A 15,811-nucleotide genomic window follows, 5' to 3' on the forward strand; every position below is an offset into this window, starting at 1 on the left:
GATGCATTACCAGTACCGGCGCGCGCGCAGGAAGTTCGACGAGGAAGTCGAGAACCACGAGCGCTGGCTGATTTCCTACTCCGACTTCATCACACTGCTGTTCGCGTTCTTCGTCGTGATGTACGCCATCTCCTCGGTCAACATCGGCAAGTACAAGGTGTTCTCCGACGCCCTGGGCGACGCCTTCGGCGGCGCCGGTTCGGCCGAACCGATCAACACGCAGGTGCAGAATCTTCCCATTCCCAATCCGGGCCTGAAGCGCCGCACCGAAATGCTGCGCAAGGAAAAAGAGCAGATGACCAAGCTGGCGCAGGACTTGTTGTCCACCCTGGCGCCGCTGGTCAAGGAGGGCAAGGTGCGGGTGACCCAGAACAGCCGCGGCGTCAGCGTCGAGATCAACGCCAGCGTGCTGTTCGATCCGGCCGAGGCGCGGTTGACTGCCGATTCGGTCGAGGCCTTGCGCGCGGTCGCCGCGCTGCTCAAGGACGACAGCCACAACGTGCAGGTCGAGGGCCACACCGACAATCTGCCGATCAGCACTTCGCTGTACCCATCGAACTGGGAATTATCGGCGGTGCGCGCCAGCAGCGTGGTGCGCCTGTTCATCGACTCGGGCGTGGCGCCGCAACGGCTCACGGCTGTCGGCTTCAGCTCCAACGTGCCGGTGGCGCCCAACGACGACCCGATCGGCCGCGCGCGCAACCGCCGCGTCGCCGTCACCATCCTGTCGGGCATCCCCGACACGGTCACCGAATTGCCAACGACGCCGGTGCCAGCCCCGGTGGCGACCCCGGCCCCAACTCCGGCCCCGGCGCAATAATTTTCCGAAACACGTAGGGCGGATTAGCGAAGCGTAATCCGCCATGCCCGCGTCAACGCAGCGCACGCAGCGCCAATCAAGGCGCGCCGAAGAAAAAACGTACTAAGGGAAAGTATCAGCCCGCCAAAAAGCCCCGGCTACGCGGAATCGTGCTCGACATCCCGCTGGCGCTATAGAAGTTATTCGCGCCGGAAGATAGCGGCTGCAACGCCTGCAACGCGCCCTGGGTATGGCCCATCTGCTTATTGATCAGCATCCCGTTGATGCGGTTCAATTCCTTCGCCTCGCGCGTATGCTCGAGCAGCAGCTTCCACGACTGGGCGATTTGCTCGTCGGCGCTGGCGGCGATCCACGCCTCCATGCCCGATTCCTGGGCCGGAAAACCGGCCTTGCCCAAGGCCCGGTGGCGCTGGGCCGACAACAAGGTCATCTGCGCGATGAGCGCGGTTTTTTTCGCCGTGACGGCCGGCAGGCCGTCGATTTCCGCCGTCACCAGCAATTGCTGCTCCTGCTTGAGCAGCTCCAGCAGCGTAGCCATGATCTGCTCTTCTTCGCGCAGATTGTTGAGCGGGGTGACGGTTGACATGGCCTATCCTAACGTTTTCGTGAGTGCAGCAGATCCTTGACTGTATCCAGCAAGCCATCCGCTACTTTTTCCGAGTTGACCTGGAACTGGCCGTCGGCGATGGCCAGCTTGATGCGCTCGACTTTTTTGGTGTCGAACACGCCGCTGCTGCCGCCGGCCGCGCTGGCCGCCATGGCCTGGCCCTGGGGCGACAGGCGCACACTTTCCGAGCTGGTGGCGGTCGGCGCCGGCGCGGCCTTGTCGGCGCCGCGCGAGGCTGGCGCGGAAGGCGCGTTCGACGCCGGCAAGCCGGTCGTGTTCTTTAATGTATCGTTGATTTTCACAGCATCATCCTTCTCTGGTTGGAGCATAAAGCCCCGGGCTCTGAGTAATTAACGGCGCCGGCTTGAAAAACTTTAGCCTCGCGCGTCGTCAGAACCCTGCGTTCGATCAAAACGCCACCTCCACCAGTCCGCCTACCTTGGCGATTCCGGTGATTTGTTGCCCACCGGAAGTTTTTACCTGTACCACCTGGCCGTCGCCCGCCGTCCCCATGGCGCGCGCCTCGGCCGACACGCTGAAACCGGAACCGCTCGACACCAGCCGCACCAGTTGACCGGATTGCACCACCGGCTTGGTGCGCAGGGTATCGATCCGCATCGGCGTGCCTGGCGGCAGGGAACTGTTGCTGCTGCGGCCGACCACCTGGCTGATGTCGGTGGCTATACCTGCTGGCAACATTGTCAAATCGCCCTTAAGCATCACCAACTGGCCCGCCTCGATGGCCTGGCCCTGCGCCAGCGGCGCGGCGCTGGCGACGTACTCGCCGATGACGGTCACGCTCGCTTGAATATATACCGTCCAGGCCGACGGTGTCGCACAGCGCACGCCGACAGTGGTCTTGCCCCAGGCGCGCGCGCCAGGCATGAAGAACGCTTGCGGCGCCGGGCAGGGTGCCAGGCTCATGCGCGGGTCGATGGCGCCCACAGCGACCGTCACCTGGCCCGGCAGGCCGCCGGTCTGCACCTGCAGGAACTCTTCCACGGTGCGCTTGAGGGCGGCGCGGTCGTGATAAGCGGCCTGGCGCGGTTGAGCTTGCTGGGCTTGTGCGCTTGCGGACGTTGCCGACAACAGGGCGATGGCGCCCGCTGCTGCGAGCTCGATGGTGGTTTGTGTGAGGCGTGATGTCATGGCGTAGGTTTCCCCTTCAATGTTGCCATCATAGTCTGGCGGGCCCGACTTGAAACCTTGAATAGCGCGGAAAAGCGGGTGCTTCTCTGTCGATGGTTCACTGGAGCAACTCCGTATGATGAATCCTGTCATAACAAGTTCGTCCACTGTTTGGGCGGTATCCGGAGGTTGTCATGCTTGGTAAACTCGACGCTTACATGAGCTTTAACGAAGCCGCGCTGAGCCTGCGCTCGCAGCGGCAGACGGTCTTGGCGTCCAACATCGCCAACGCCGATACGCCCAATTACAAGGCCCGCGACGTTGATTTCGGCAGCGCGCTCAAGGCCGCGCTGGACAAGGCCAGCCCGGGCGCGAACGCCGCGCTCAAGACCACGGCCACCAAGCATTTCCCCAACCCCCAGCAAACAGGTGGCACGCTGGCCGACGGTACGCCGTTGTTGTACCGCGGCGTGGTGCAGGGCGCCGTCGACGGCAACACGGTCGACATGGACGTCGAGCGCAACCAGTTTGCCGACAACGCCATCCGCTACGAGGTCGGCGTCACCATGATCAACGCCCAGATCAAAGGGATGATGGCGGCGATCCAGTCAGGGAACTAATCATGTCACTATTTAAAATCTTCGATGTCTCCGGTTCGGCCATGAGCGCGCAGGCGCAGCGTCTCAACGTGGTCGCCTCCAACCTGGCCAACGCCGACAGCGCCACCAGCGCCAGCGGCGAGGCCTACCGTGCCCGCCAGGTGGTGTTCGAGGCCACGCCGACGGCCAATGGCGATTCGACCGGCGTGCGCGTGCGCAAGGTGGTCGAGGACCAGTCGCCGATGAAGCAGATGTACGACCCCAAGCATCCGATGGCCGACGACAAGGGCTACGTCACCATGCCCAACGTGAACGTGGTCGACGAGATGGTCAACATGTTGTCGGCGTCGCGCTCGTACCAGACCAACGTCGAGACGATGAACGCGGCCAAGTCGCTGCTGGCGAAAACGCTGACCATCGGTCAGAACTAACAAGATCAATAAGAGAGTCCACCATGGCCACTAGCGGCATCATCGATACGCCCAAGGCGTCGACGTTCAACACCGTCAACACCGGCAACAGCAACAGCGCGGCGGCGAGCAACGACATCGGCGCCGACCAGGACAAGTTCATGAAGCTGCTGATCACGCAGCTGAAGAACCAGGATCCGCTCAACCCGATGGACAACGCCGCCATGACCAGCCAGCTGGCCCAGCTGTCGACGGTGACCGGCATCAACAAGGTCAACGCCACGCTCGAATCGCTGCGCACCGACCAGGCCAGCGCGCAGTCGATGAACGCGGTCAGCCTGATCGGCAAGGGCGTGCTGGTGGCGGGCAAGGGCATCGAACTGAGCACCAGTACCGACGCGGCCGGCGTCAAGACCAGCAGCAGCGTGTTCGGCGTCGACCTGGCCTCGCCGGCCGAGACGGTCGACATCAGCATCATGGACAAGACCGGCAAGGTGGTGCGCACGATGTCGATGAAAAACGCCGACGTCGGCACCTACCCGATCACCTGGGACGGCACCATGGACGACAAGGCGGCGGCGCCGGCTGGCAGCTACACCTTCAGCGTCAAGGCCGTCACGAATGGCAAGACGCTCGGCGACGCCAGCCAGCTGCAACTGGCGGCCGTCGCCAGCGTGTCGACCGGCGCCGGTGGCGTCAAATTGAATACCTCGCTTGGCCATTTCACGATGGCTGAAATCAAGGAAGTTTTGTAAGTCTCACACCATAGGGGAATACCATGTTCCAACAAGGACTGAGCGGCCTGAACGCCGCATCCAAATCGCTGGACGTCATCGGCAACAACATCGCCAATGCCAGCACGGTGGGCTTCAAGAGTTCGCAAGCCCAGTTTGCGGACCTGTACGCCAACTCGCTCAACGGCGTCTCCGGCAACAACCCGGGTATCGGTGTGACGACGGCCAAACTGGCCCAGCAATTCACGCAGGGTAATATCGAGACCAGCAACAACCCGCTGGACGTGTCGATCAACGGCGGCGGCTTCTTCCGCCTGGTGGTCAACGGCGCGGTGCAGTACTCGCGCAACGGCCAGTTCCACGAAGACAACACCCATACCCTGGTCAACGCCCAGGGCGCGCAGCTGACCGGTTACCTGTCGAACACGGCCGGCGTGATCCAGCTAGGCGCCCCGGTGCCGCTGACCCTGGACAAGTCCGACCTGACGCCGGTGCAGACTACCAAGGCCAACTTTCAGATGAACCTGAGCTCGGCCGAGAAGGTGCCGAAAGAGACGCCATTTAATGCGAACGACCCTAACTCATATAACAAGCAGACCGTGCTCAACGTGTACGACAGCCTGGGCACGTCGCACATCATGACCACGTACTACGTCAAGACCGACGCCAACACCTGGGACGTGTACGCATCGGCCGACAACAAGGAAGTTGTGTCAGCCGGTGTGGCGGCGGCGATCAATAGCGACCAGCAAACGGTCGACGCCCGTCTCGCCTACAACGAGGCGGTGCGGGCCACCCCGCCGGACCCTGCCGTCATCAGCGCCGCCGCCTTCGCCTACGCCACGGCGGCCCACGCAGCGATGACCACTGCGGCTAGCACGGCGCCTGCCGCCGCCACCCCGGAGCAACTGGCCGCGCTGGACGCCGCGCTCGCCACGCTCGACGTGGGCACCCCTGGTTCGATTGTCGACATGTCGCCCGACGAGATCGCCGCCAAGCTGGCCGCCGCCATCACCGTGCCGGCCGTCAAGGCCGGCACCCTGGTGTTCGACAGGAACGGCGCGCTCAGCCCCGGTGCCATGGCCGCCTTGTTGCCAACGCCGCAGACGCTGCCGTTCTCGATCAGCCTGCCGATCTTCCCGGACACCGGTGCGCAGCAGCCGATGGTGGTCAGCACGACGTTCGACAAGACCACCCAATACGGCAGCGTGACCAACGACCTGGGCTCGACCCAGGACGGTTACTCGGCCGGTTCGTGGCAGCGTTACGCGATCGATGAGAACGGCGTGATTCTGGGCCAGTACAGCAACGGCAAGTCGCGCGCCATGGGCCAGATCGCCATGGCTAACTTCGCCAGCGTCGACGGCCTGACCCCGCTGGGCAACAACGCCTGGGCGGAAAGCTCGAACTCGGGTCCTCCACAAGTGGGCGTGCCCAACGCCGGCTCGATGGGTTCGCTGCGCGCCAGCTCGGTGGAAACCTCGAACGTCGACCTGACGGCCGAACTGGTCAACATGATCACCGCGCAGCGCGTCTACCAGGCCAACGCGCAGACGATCAAGACCCAGGACGGCATCATGCAGACCCTGGTCAATCTGCGGTAAGAATGAAGGAGTAAGCCATGGACCGTCTGATCTACACCGCGATGACCGGGGCGCGGCACGTGCTGGAGCAACAAGCCACCACGTCCAACAACCTGGCCAACGTCAACACCACCGGCTTTCGCGCGCAGCTCGACAGCTTCCGCGCCGTGCCGGTGGTGTCCGAGGGCTTGCAAACGCGCGCCTTCGTGGTCGATTCGACGGTCGGCGCCGACATGCGCGCCGGGCCGATCCAGACCACCGGCCGTCCGCTCGACATCGCCATCCGCGACCAGGGCTGGATCGCCGTGCAGTCGCCGGACGGCTCCGAGGCCTACACCCGCAACGGCAGCCTGAAGGTCAGCGAAAACGGCCTGCTGCAAACGGCCGGCGGCCAGACCCTGATCGGCGACGGCGGCCCGATCGCCATTCCGCCGGACGTGACGGTGATGATCGCCGGCGACGGCACCGTCAGCACCGTCTCGACCGACTACCAGCCGGGCCCGTCCAACACCCTGGGCCGCATCAAGCTGGTCAATCCGGACCCCAAGGGCCTGGTGCGCGGCAACGACGGCCTGTTCCGCCAGAAGGACGGCACGCCGGCGCAGAACGATCCGCTGGTGCGCGTGGTGGACGGCGCGGTCGAGGGCAGCAACGTCAATCCGGTCGATTCCATGGTCAATATGATCAGTCTGGCAAGGCAGTTCGAGATGCAAATGAGCCTGTTGAAGAACGCCGAGAATAACGCCGCAAAAGCCACCCAGATCCTCGCTTTGGGTTGATCACCTCTCCCGCATAATGGTGGTGTGGGATGAGTAGCTGTCGCTTCTGGCCGCTCCCATCCATGCTACGGGAGAAGGAAAATGATACGTTCACTTTGGATCGCCAAGACGGGCATGGAAGCGCAGCAGACCGCGCTCGACGTCACATCCAACAATCTGGCCAACGTCAGCACCAACGGGTTTAAAAAGTCGCGCGCCGTCTTCGAAGACCTGCTGTACCAGAACATCCGCCAGCCCGGCGGTCAATCGTCGCAACAGACCAATCTTCCATCCGGCATGCAGCTCGGTACCGGTGTGCGTCCCGTCGCGATCGAGCGCGTCCACACCCAGGGCAATCCCCAGTCGACCGGCAATGACAAGGACCTGATGGTCAACGGCAACGGCTTCTTCAACGTGCTGCTGCCCGACGGCACCACCGCCTACACGCGCGACGGCTCCTTCCAGCGCGACAACAACGGCCAAATGGTCACCTCCAGCGGCTTCGTGCTGCAGCCGGCCATCACCATCCCGATCACCGCCCAAAGCATCACTGTCGGCCGCGACGGCACCGTCTCGGTGACCTTGCCGGGCCAGATCGCGCCGCAGCAGATCGGCAGCATCCAGTTGTCGACCTTCATCAACCCGACCGGGCTGGAGTCGAAGGGCGAAAACCTGTACGTCGAGACCGGCGCGTCGGGCAATCCGCAGACCAACACCCCGGGCACCAACGGCACCGGCGTGATCCTGCAAGGCTTTGTCGAAACCTCCAACGTCAACGTGGTCGAGGAGATGGTCAACATGATCCAGAACCAGCGCGCCTACGAAATCAATTCCAAGGCCATCACCACGTCCGACCAGATGCTGGCCAAGCTGGCGCAGCTGTAAGGGGAGGACCATGAAACACGCTATCGCCATCATCTTCTCCGCCGCCGCCCTGGGCGGTTGCATGACGACCCCGACGTCGATCGTCAACTCGCCGATGTCGGCCCGTCCGCTCAACGCCGAGCAGCTGGCCGCCAAGCCCAACAACGGCGCCATCTACCAGGGCTCCGCCTTCCGCCCGATCTTCGAGGACCGCCGCGCGCGCCAGGTGGGCGACGTGCTGACCCTGGTCATCACCGAACGCACCACCGCCAACAAGGCCGGCACCAGCTCGGGCAACAAGACCGGCGGCGTCAGCGTGGCCATGCCCAAGCCGCTGCAGTCGACCTTCGGCAATCCGCTGGCCGTGTCCAACGAGAGCAGTTATTCCGACGGCGACAACCAGACCGCCAGCAACGCCTTCACCGGCACCATGGGCGTGACGGTGGTCGAGGTGCTCTCCAACGGCAACCTGATCGTCGCCGGCGAGAAGCAAGTGGCGATGAACAAGGGCGTCGAATTCATCCGCTTCTCCGGCATGATCAATCCCGACAACATCGCCACCGGCAACACCGTGGCCTCGACCGCCGTGGCCGACGCCAAGGTCGAATACCGCACCAGCAGCCAGGTCGACCGCGCGGAAATGGCCTCGATGGCCTCGCGCTTCTTCCAAAGCCTGCTGCCGTTCTGAGGCCGATGATGAAAACTACCGACCTGATTTACGGCCCGCGCCGCCTCGCCAAAGTGTGCAAGCTGGTGGCGATCGTCCTCGCGTTCACCTTGCTCGCCTCGCTGGTGCAGAACGCCAACGCCGAGCGCCTCCGCGACCTGGCCAGCATCGCCGGCGTGCGCCAGAATCAGTTGATCGGCTACGGCATCGTCGTCGGCCTCGACGGCAGCGGCGACCAGACCACGCAGACCCCATTCACGGTGCAAAGCGTGGTGTCGATGCTGCAGCAACTGGGCGTGAACCTGCCGCAGGGCACGCAGCTGCAATTGAAGAACGTCGCCGCCGTCATGGTCACCGCCTCGCTGCCGCCGTTCGCGCAGCCGGGCCAGACCCTGGACATCACGGTCTCGTCGATGGGCAACGCCAAGAGCCTGCGCGGCGGCACCTTGCTGATGACGCCGCTGAAGGGCGCCGACGGCCAGGTCTACGGCATGGCGCAGGGTAATGTGCTGGTGGGCGGCGTCGGCATCGCCGCCGGTGGCGCCGGCGGCAGCTCGCTGACCGTCAACCACCTTAGCGTGGGCAAGATTTCCGCCGGTGCAACGGTCGAACGCGCCGTCGCCTCCAGCCTGGGCGAGGGCAACCAGATCAAGCTGGAACTCAACACCGCCGACTTCGCCACCGCCAGCCGCGTGGTCGAGGCCATCAACGAAAAATACGGCGCCGGCATCGCCTATGCACTCGACAGCCGTGTGATCCGCGTGCAGTCGCCCAGCGGCAGCGACCAGCGCGTGACCTTCATCGGCACCTTGCAGGACATGCAAGTCAATCCGGCCGAGCAGCCCGCCAAGGTCATCATGAACGCGCGCACCGGCTCGGTGGTGATGAACCGCGCCGTGACGCTCGAAACGTGCGCCATTTCCCACGGGAATATGTCAGTCTCGGTAACAGCCGATCCGCAGGTGAGCCAGCCCAACGCGCTGGCCGGCGGCCGCACCGTCGTCACGCCCAACCAGACCGTCGATATCAAAAAGGATAGCGGCAAGGTCATGATGGTCAAAGGCGGCGCCTCCCTGGCCGAGGTGGTCAAGGCGCTCAACGCCATCGGCGCCACGCCGCAGGACCTGCTGTCGATCCTGCAGGCCATGAAAGCCGCCGGCTCGTTGCGCGCCGAGCTGGAAATTATTTAAGCGGAGTTCGCCATGACCAGTCCCAAGACCTCCAACGACCTCAGCAGTAAATTTGCCCTCGACATCAAGGACATGGGCGCGCTGCGCCAGTCGGCCAAGGCCGGCGGCGCCGAGTCGCTGAAAACCGCCTCCACCCAGTTCGAGGCGATGTTCGTCAACATGATGATGAAGAGCATGCGCGACGCCTCGCCGCAGGACGGCATGATGAACAGCGAGCAGACCAAGATGTTCACCACCATGCTGGACCAGCAGACCAGCCAGAATATCGCCAAGAAGGGCATCGGCCTGTCCGACGTGCTGATCCGCCAGTTGACCAAGACCGCCGACGCCAAGGCGCTGGCCATCGGCGGCGCCGGCGATAGCGCCAACGGCGCCAATGCCGGCAGCTTCAGCGGCGTGGCCAGCCTGATGGACGCAAAGCTGCAAAAGGCCATCGCGGCGGCCGGCGGCGCCGGTGCGGCGAATGTTGCGCCCAAGGCGGGATCGGTCGACGACAACAGCGCCGTGCCCGCCACGGTGATCGGCAACCGCGGTTCGCAGGCGCCGCACGTGCGCAGCTTCCAGGAAAAACTGTCGTCCCACGCCGAGGAGGCCAGCCTGGCCACCGGCATCCCCGCCAAGTTCATGCTGGGCCAGGCGGCGCTCGAGAGCGGTTGGGGCAAGCGCGAGATCAAGGGCCGCGACGGCACCAACAGTCACAACCTGTTCGGCATCAAGGCCGGCGCCGGCTGGACCGGCAAGACCGTCGACGCCACCACCACCGAGTACGTCAACGGCAAGGCCCAGACCCGGGTCGAGAAATTCCGCGCCTACGACAGCTATGCCGACAGCTTCAAGGATTACGCGAAATTGTTGTCGAATAATCCACGCTACGAGAAGGTGCTTGCCAGCGCCGGCGACGCCAGCAGCTTCGCCCAGGGCCTGCAGAAGGCCGGCTACGCCACCGACCCGCATTATGCGGCCAAATTGACCAGCATTATCAAGCGCTCGCTGGCCGGCTGACCGGTGACGGCCCGGCGCTCAAGCGGGTTATTCAAGTTTCCAGGCGCGCCGCCGTTAACAATAACAACATAGAGTAAAAACATCATGAGTCTTCTCAGCATCGGCAAAAGCGGTCTGTTGGCAGCGCAGGTGGGGCTGGCGACCACCGGCAACAACATCACCAACGCTGGCGTGACCGGTTACAGCCGTCAGGTGGCGATCCAGGCCGACACGCCGACGCAGGACAAGGGCTTCGGGTTCGTCGGCACCGGCACCGAGGTGGCGGCCGTGCGCCGGTACTACGACAACTTCCTCGCCACCCAGCTGCGCAACGCCGAGTCGAACCAGGCCTCGCTCGATGTGTATAACAAGCAGATCAGCCAGATCGACAACCTGCTGGCCGATCCGACCGCCGGCTTGTCGCCGGCGATGCAGGACTTCTTCAACGGCGTCCAGGATGCCACCTCCAATCCGGCCTCGGCCGCGTCGCGCCAGGCCATGCTGTCGAGCGCCGAGTCGCTGGCGGCGCGCTTCCAGGGCATGAGCGCGCGCCTGACGGAGATCGCCTCGGGCGTCAACGGCCAGATCGTCTCGAACGTCGGCGAGATCAATTCCTTCGCCCGCCAGATCGCCGAACTCAACAATACTATCGCGGGGCTGACCACCGACGGCAAGGCGCCCAACGATCTGCTGGACCACCGCGACGCGCTGCTGACCGAGCTGAACAAGCTGGTCAAGACCAGCGTGATCCCGGGCGACAACAACACGCTGACCGTGCAGATGGGCACCGGCCAGCCGCTGGTGGTCGGCAACAAGGCCTTCACCCTGGGCACCTCGACCTCGCCGACCGACGTCTCGCGCGTCACGGTCGGCTACCTGGCCGACAACGGCGGTTTCAGCCCGCTGCCGGACCGGGTGCTGACAGGCGGCCAGCTAGGCGGTTTGCTGGAGTTCCGTAATGGCGCCATGGACCGCGCGCAAAATTCGCTGGGCCAGGTGGCGGCCGCCATCGCCGTCACCTTCAACGCCCAGCACGAGCTGGGCCAGGACCAGAACGGCGCCCTCGGCACCGCCTTCTTCGGCCCGATCAACGCCTACGTCGGCGCCAATACGAACAATCTGCCCACCAGCACCGCCGATGTCACGGCCGTGGTCAAGGACGCCAGCGCCTTGACGGCGAGCGACTACAGCGTCGACTTCGACGGCACCAACTTCAGCGTCAAGCGCCTGAGCGACGGCCAGGTCACGCAGATCAACCCGTTCCCGCAGACCGAGCCGCAGGTGATCGACGGTGTGGCCTACACCATCACCGGCACGCCGGCCGCCAACGACAACTTCCTGGTGCGCCCGACCTACAACGCCGCCAAGGATTTCGACGTCCTTGTCGAGGACCGCACCAAGATCGCGCTGGCCGCGCCGATCGCCACGGCCGCGCCGACCACCAACGCCGGCAACGCCAAGATCACGGCCGGCACCGTCGACGCCAACTACCTGACGCCGGGCAACGCGCTGACGGCGCCGGTGACCTTGACCTTCGACAAGGCCACCAATACTTTGTCGGGCTTCCCGGCCGCGCAGGACGTGACGGTGACGGTCAATGGCGTGGCCACAGTGTATCCGGCCGGCACGCCGACCATTCCGTACACCGACGGCGCGTCGATCAGCTTTGGCGGCGTCAACCTCGCCATCAGCGGCACCCCGGCCAACCTGGATAAATTCACGGTCGGCCCCAATACCAGCGGCGTGGGTGACGGCCGCAACGGCGCCTTGCTGGCGGCGCTGCAGACCAAGAACACGATGGACAACGGCAACGCCAACTTCCAGACCACCTACGCGCAGATGGTCAACTATGTGGGCAACAAGGCGCGCGAGGCGCAGATCGGCGGCGCCGCCGCCGACGCCGCCGTGGCCCAGGCCACCAACGCCCAGCAAAGCGTGTCCGGCGTGAATCTGGATGAGGAGGCGGCGAATCTGTTACGCTACCAGCAGGCCTATCAGGCTTCGGGCAAGGTGATGCAGGTGGCCAGCCAGCTGTTCGATACGCTTTTGAGTTTGGGTAATTGAGCTAGTGAATAATATTAACGAGGTGGCATCATGATCATGCGCATCAGTTCCAAGACCATCTACGACGTCGGCGTCGGGCAGATCAGCTCGCTGCAGTCGGCGCTCGCGCGCACCCAGTCGCAGTTGTCCACCGGGCGCAAGAACCTGACCGCCGCCGACGATCCGATCGCCACCGCGCGCGCGCTGGAAGTGACGCAGTCGCAGGGCATCAACACCCAGCTGGTGACCAACCGCGCCAACGCCAAGAGCATGCTGTCGCTGGAAACGGTGGCGCTGCATAGCTCGGGCACGATCATGCAGGACATCAAGACGCTGCTGGTCAACGCCGGCAACGGCAGCATGGCCCAAAAAGACCGCGAATCGCTGGCGGTCGAACTCGAGGGCCGGCTGCAGGATCTGCTGGGCCAGGCCAACAGCTCGGACGGGGTCGGCGGCTACGTGTTCTCCGGCTACAAATCGACCACCTTGCCGTTCACGCAAACGGCGACCGGCGCCGCCTACCAGGGCGACCAGGGACAGCGCTCGCTGCAGGTGGGCTCGACGCGCACCTTGCCGATCAGCGACTCGGGCGCGTCCGTGTATGAGAACAACGCCACCGGCAACGGCACCTTCGTCACCGGCGCCGCGCCCGGCAATTTCGATCGCGGCGGCAGCGGCATCATCAGCGGCGGCTCGGTCAAGGACGCCACCCAGTTGACCGGCAACCGCTACCAGATCGATTTCCAGGTGGTGCCGGCCACGCCCGGCGTGCCCAAGGTGACCACCTACACCGTCACCGACCTGACCTTGAACCAGCCGGTGCCGGCCACGCCGGTGCCGGCCGTTCCGCAGCCCTATGTCAGCGGACAAAACATCACCTTCGACGGCTTGCAGTTCGATATCAAGGGCGATCCGGCCGATCTCGACAGCTTCAGCGTCGAGCCCAGCACCAAGCAATCGGTGTTCACCACCGTCACCGACATCATCAGCGCGTTGCGCGCGCCCGGCGACGGCCCGGCCGGCCAGGCCAGCCTGACCAACAAGCTCAACCAGGCGCACCTGAACGTCGACAACGCCTACGACAACATGCTGTCGATCGAGTCGGCGGTCGGTTCGCGCCTCAAGGAGCTCGACTACCTCGACAGCTCGGGCGACGACCTGAATCTGCAATACGCGACCACCTTGTCCGGCCTGCAGGACGTCGACGTGGTCAAGGCGATCTCGTTGTTCACGCAGCAGCAGACCAACCTGGACGCGGCGCAGAAGTCGTTCAAGACCATGGCCGGGCTGTCGCTGTTTAATTACATCACTTAGTTACATCACCTAATCGTATCCCAGGTCCGCGACTGGCACCGCCAGCGGCGCGGCTGGCGAGCGTCCCAGCACCCGGTTGATGGTGCGGCCGAGTACGCGGATATCGTTGTCGAAGCCGCCGTGGCTGGCGTGCTCGGTGCGCGTCGCCGACACCCTGATGCGGTCGCTCGTCACCTCGCAGGCGGCCGCGCCGTCGGCCTGCGGCGGCAGCGCCGCCACCCACGCGCGCCACGCCTTCACTTGCGGCCAGTCGGCCGGCTTCCACAGATCGTCGTCGTGCTGGTTGGCGCCACGGTATAGCAGGCGCTGCAGGCCCGCCAGCGGCGTCTTGCGCAGGTTCTCGAAGCCCCGGCTCACCAGATACAGCAGCGACTTGCCGTACGGCCCGACCGTGTCGGCGCGCTCGCTCACGTCCGACAGCAGATGCAGCCAGAAGCGGTCGGCGGCGACGAACTTGTCGGCCACCCGGGCCTGGTAGTGGCGCGCCGCGAAGTCGAGCGAACAGGCCGGCGCGTACAGCGTCACCGACGCGACCGGCACGCCGGAGGCCTGGCACAGGTCCAGCAGGTGGCCGTGCACGAAGGCGCCGGCCGAATGGCCCACCAGGTGCAGCTCCAGCCCCGGGTGGGCGGCGCGCAGCCGCACCAGCGCGGCGGCCAGCAGGTGCAGCGCGCCGCCGGTCAGCGCCGCCTCGGCGGCGTTGGCCTTCATTTCGTTCCACGACCATCTGATGTTGTGGGCGGCCGCCTCCAGCAGCTTGTCCCGGGCCTCGGCCACCAGGCCGCCGGCCGGGCCGCCGAACAGGCCCTGGCCGGGCGCGATGCCGAGCGCGTCGTCCAGCGCGCCGGCCACCGTGTCGAGAATGCCGGTGCGCCAGGTGTAGAACAGCGGATAGACGCCGTTGGCCTGGAAGTAGGGCCCCATGACGCGGATGCGTTGGATCGCGTCGTTCTCGGCGTTGAGGCCGCCGTGCGCGTAGATGACGATTTTCTGGCTGGCGGCGCCGGCGCCGCGCAGCCAGCGGTCGATGTTGTCCAGCGCCACCCGCTCGACCAGGTCCTCGGCGCGGCCGATGTCGGGACGGCCGATGCGCACAGCGCCGTTGTTGCCGGCCACCAGCGCGTGCTCGTAGGCGGCCTCGGTGGTCCATGGGTGGGCCGCCGCTGCGGCCGCGCCGGCCTGGGGACGGACTTCGCCGGACACCAGCGAGTGGCCGATGCGCCGCGCGCGCGACGGCGGCAGCGCCTGTTCCGCCTGCGGCACGCCCAGCGCGGCGACCCAGGCGTCGGTGCCGTTGGCGAGCCAGTCGGGGTAGCCCAGCACGGCGAAGCCGCCCGCGCCCCAGTCCGTGCCCCAGGAATTCTGCACCACGAAGCCGCGCTCGTTGTAGCCGACCAGCGCGACAGCGTGGCCGCCGGTCGTTGCGGCGCCTTCGCGCCAGGCGATGTCGGGCAGGCCGGCGTGGCCCTTGGCCGGCGCCTGTGGCGGGCTGGCGTCGAGCGCCCAGCCGTCGTGTACGGCGGCCGACACGTAGATGGCGCCGATCTCGTGGATGGCCGCCTGCATGTCGGTCACCGAGGCGCTGTCGACCCGGTAATAGGTGCCCAGCGGGCGCGCCAGCGCGTCGCGCGCCCAGTCGGCGGCGGGGCGGTAGGCCCTGGCGCCGGCGGCGTGCACGCTGCGGGTCCACAGCGCGCCGGCGCAGCTGCCATGCTTGTTCCAGCCCTTCATGGCGCCACGGCAGCTCGAGCCGTCGTAATCCTCGCCCGGCCATTCGTCGTAGAAGCGCGCCAGGTCGTACAGCATGTGCGGGCTGACGCCGGTGAAATCCTTTTTGTTTTTCGCGTTCGTCCACAGCAGGAAATTGACGGTGGCCGCCAAGCCGTAGCCGGTGCAGGCGCCATCCTTTCGCTGATCCAGCACCAGGCCCTGCTTGATATAAGCCGGCAGCAGCTTGCGCAGCGCGGCGTCGTCGGGCCAGCGCGGCGGCAGCGAGGCGATCGGCGGCGCGTAGGGACGGTCGCGCAGGTCGAGCCGGTCAGGGCGCGCGTCCAGTTGGACGGTTTTGGCGCCGATCTTGATATTTCGCGTGGGCATGCTGGTCGACCGGTTG

The 15,811-nt window shown here is 65.4% G+C and carries 16 protein-coding genes; 12 read left to right on the forward strand and 4 right to left on the reverse strand.

Annotated elements, in window-relative coordinates; all coding sequences use genetic code 11:
* The first annotated feature begins 1 nt into the window (after nt 1).
* Complete coding sequence (gene motD / locus NHH88_08590) at nt 2-820, forward strand: flagellar motor protein MotD (GenBank protein USX15821.1); 819 nt, start codon at nt 2-4, stop codon at nt 818-820.
* A gap of 115 nt (nt 821-935) precedes the next feature.
* On the opposite strand, the gene NHH88_08595 is transcribed toward motD, so the two are convergent.
* The 3 genes from NHH88_08595 to flgA form a co-directional block, all read right to left on the reverse strand.
* Complete coding sequence (locus NHH88_08595; protein ID USX15822.1) at nt 936-1,406, reverse strand: flagellar protein FlgN; 471 nt, start codon at nt 1,404-1,406, stop codon at nt 936-938.
* Nucleotides 1,407-1,414: 8 nt separating this feature from the next.
* The gene (gene flgM, locus NHH88_08600) at nt 1,415-1,729 is read right to left on the reverse strand and encodes a flagellar biosynthesis anti-sigma factor FlgM (protein USX15823.1); all 315 of its coding nucleotides are present in this window, start codon (nt 1,727-1,729) and stop codon (nt 1,415-1,417) included.
* 106 nt (nt 1,730-1,835) lie between these two features.
* Complete coding sequence (gene flgA, locus NHH88_08605) at nt 1,836-2,576, reverse strand: flagellar basal body P-ring formation chaperone FlgA (protein ID USX15824.1); 741 nt, start codon at nt 2,574-2,576, stop codon at nt 1,836-1,838.
* A gap of 173 nt (nt 2,577-2,749) precedes the next feature.
* On the opposite strand from flgA, the gene flgB reads away from it, so the two are divergent.
* The 11 genes from flgB (at nt 2,750) to flgL (ending at nt 13,698) form a co-directional block, all read left to right on the forward strand.
* A complete protein-coding gene (flgB, locus tag NHH88_08610) occupies nt 2,750-3,175 on the forward strand; it encodes a flagellar basal body rod protein FlgB (GenBank protein ID USX15825.1) in 426 nt (141 codons plus the stop codon).
* Between the two features lie 2 nt (nt 3,176-3,177).
* Nucleotides 3,178-3,585: a flagellar basal body rod protein FlgC gene (gene flgC / locus NHH88_08615; GenBank protein USX15826.1), complete on the forward strand. Its 408-nt coding sequence runs from the start codon at nt 3,178-3,180 to the stop codon at nt 3,583-3,585.
* Nucleotides 3,586-3,608: 23 nt separating this feature from the next.
* Nucleotides 3,609-4,319: a flagellar hook assembly protein FlgD gene (locus NHH88_08620; protein ID USX15827.1), complete on the forward strand. Its 711-nt coding sequence runs from the start codon at nt 3,609-3,611 to the stop codon at nt 4,317-4,319.
* Nucleotides 4,320-4,342: 23 nt separating this feature from the next.
* Entirely contained in the window at nt 4,343-5,902 is a 1,560-nt protein-coding gene (locus NHH88_08625) for a flagellar hook protein FlgE (GenBank protein USX15828.1), read from the forward strand.
* A gap of 17 nt (nt 5,903-5,919) precedes the next feature.
* Entirely contained in the window at nt 5,920-6,660 is a 741-nt protein-coding gene (flgF, locus tag NHH88_08630; GenBank protein USX15829.1) for a flagellar basal-body rod protein FlgF, read from the forward strand.
* 81 nt (nt 6,661-6,741) lie between these two features.
* Nucleotides 6,742-7,524 carry a flagellar basal-body rod protein FlgG gene (gene flgG, locus NHH88_08635; GenBank protein ID USX15830.1) on the forward strand — a complete coding sequence of 261 codons (783 nt, stop codon included), beginning with the start codon at nt 6,742-6,744 and terminating at the stop codon, nt 7,522-7,524.
* A 10-nt stretch (nt 7,525-7,534) separates the two neighbouring features.
* A complete protein-coding gene (locus tag NHH88_08640) occupies nt 7,535-8,191 on the forward strand; it encodes a flagellar basal body L-ring protein FlgH (GenBank protein ID USX15831.1) in 657 nt (218 codons plus the stop codon).
* Between the two features lie 5 nt (nt 8,192-8,196).
* Nucleotides 8,197-9,360 carry a flagellar basal body P-ring protein FlgI gene (locus NHH88_08645; protein USX15832.1) on the forward strand — a complete coding sequence of 388 codons (1,164 nt, stop codon included), beginning with the start codon at nt 8,197-8,199 and terminating at the stop codon, nt 9,358-9,360.
* A 12-nt stretch (nt 9,361-9,372) separates the two neighbouring features.
* Complete coding sequence (flgJ, locus tag NHH88_08650) at nt 9,373-10,362, forward strand: flagellar assembly peptidoglycan hydrolase FlgJ (protein ID USX15833.1); 990 nt, start codon at nt 9,373-9,375, stop codon at nt 10,360-10,362.
* 84 nt (nt 10,363-10,446) lie between these two features.
* Complete coding sequence (gene flgK / locus NHH88_08655) at nt 10,447-12,405, forward strand: flagellar hook-associated protein FlgK (protein USX15834.1); 1,959 nt, start codon at nt 10,447-10,449, stop codon at nt 12,403-12,405.
* Between the two features lie 30 nt (nt 12,406-12,435).
* Nucleotides 12,436-13,698 (forward strand): flagellar hook-associated protein FlgL, encoded by a 1,263-nt coding sequence (gene flgL, locus NHH88_08660; protein ID USX15835.1) that lies wholly within the window; start codon nt 12,436-12,438, stop codon nt 13,696-13,698.
* A 9-nt stretch (nt 13,699-13,707) separates the two neighbouring features.
* Here flgL and NHH88_08665 read toward each other — a convergent pair whose 3' ends face one another.
* The gene (locus tag NHH88_08665) at nt 13,708-15,795 is read right to left on the reverse strand and encodes a C1 family peptidase (protein ID USX15836.1); all 2,088 of its coding nucleotides are present in this window, start codon (nt 15,793-15,795) and stop codon (nt 13,708-13,710) included.
* Nucleotides 15,796-15,811 lie beyond the last annotated feature (16 nt).

Source organism: Oxalobacteraceae bacterium OTU3CAMAD1 (genome assembly GCA_024123915.1).
Classification (GTDB): Bacteria; Pseudomonadota; Gammaproteobacteria; order Burkholderiales; family Burkholderiaceae_D; genus Rugamonas.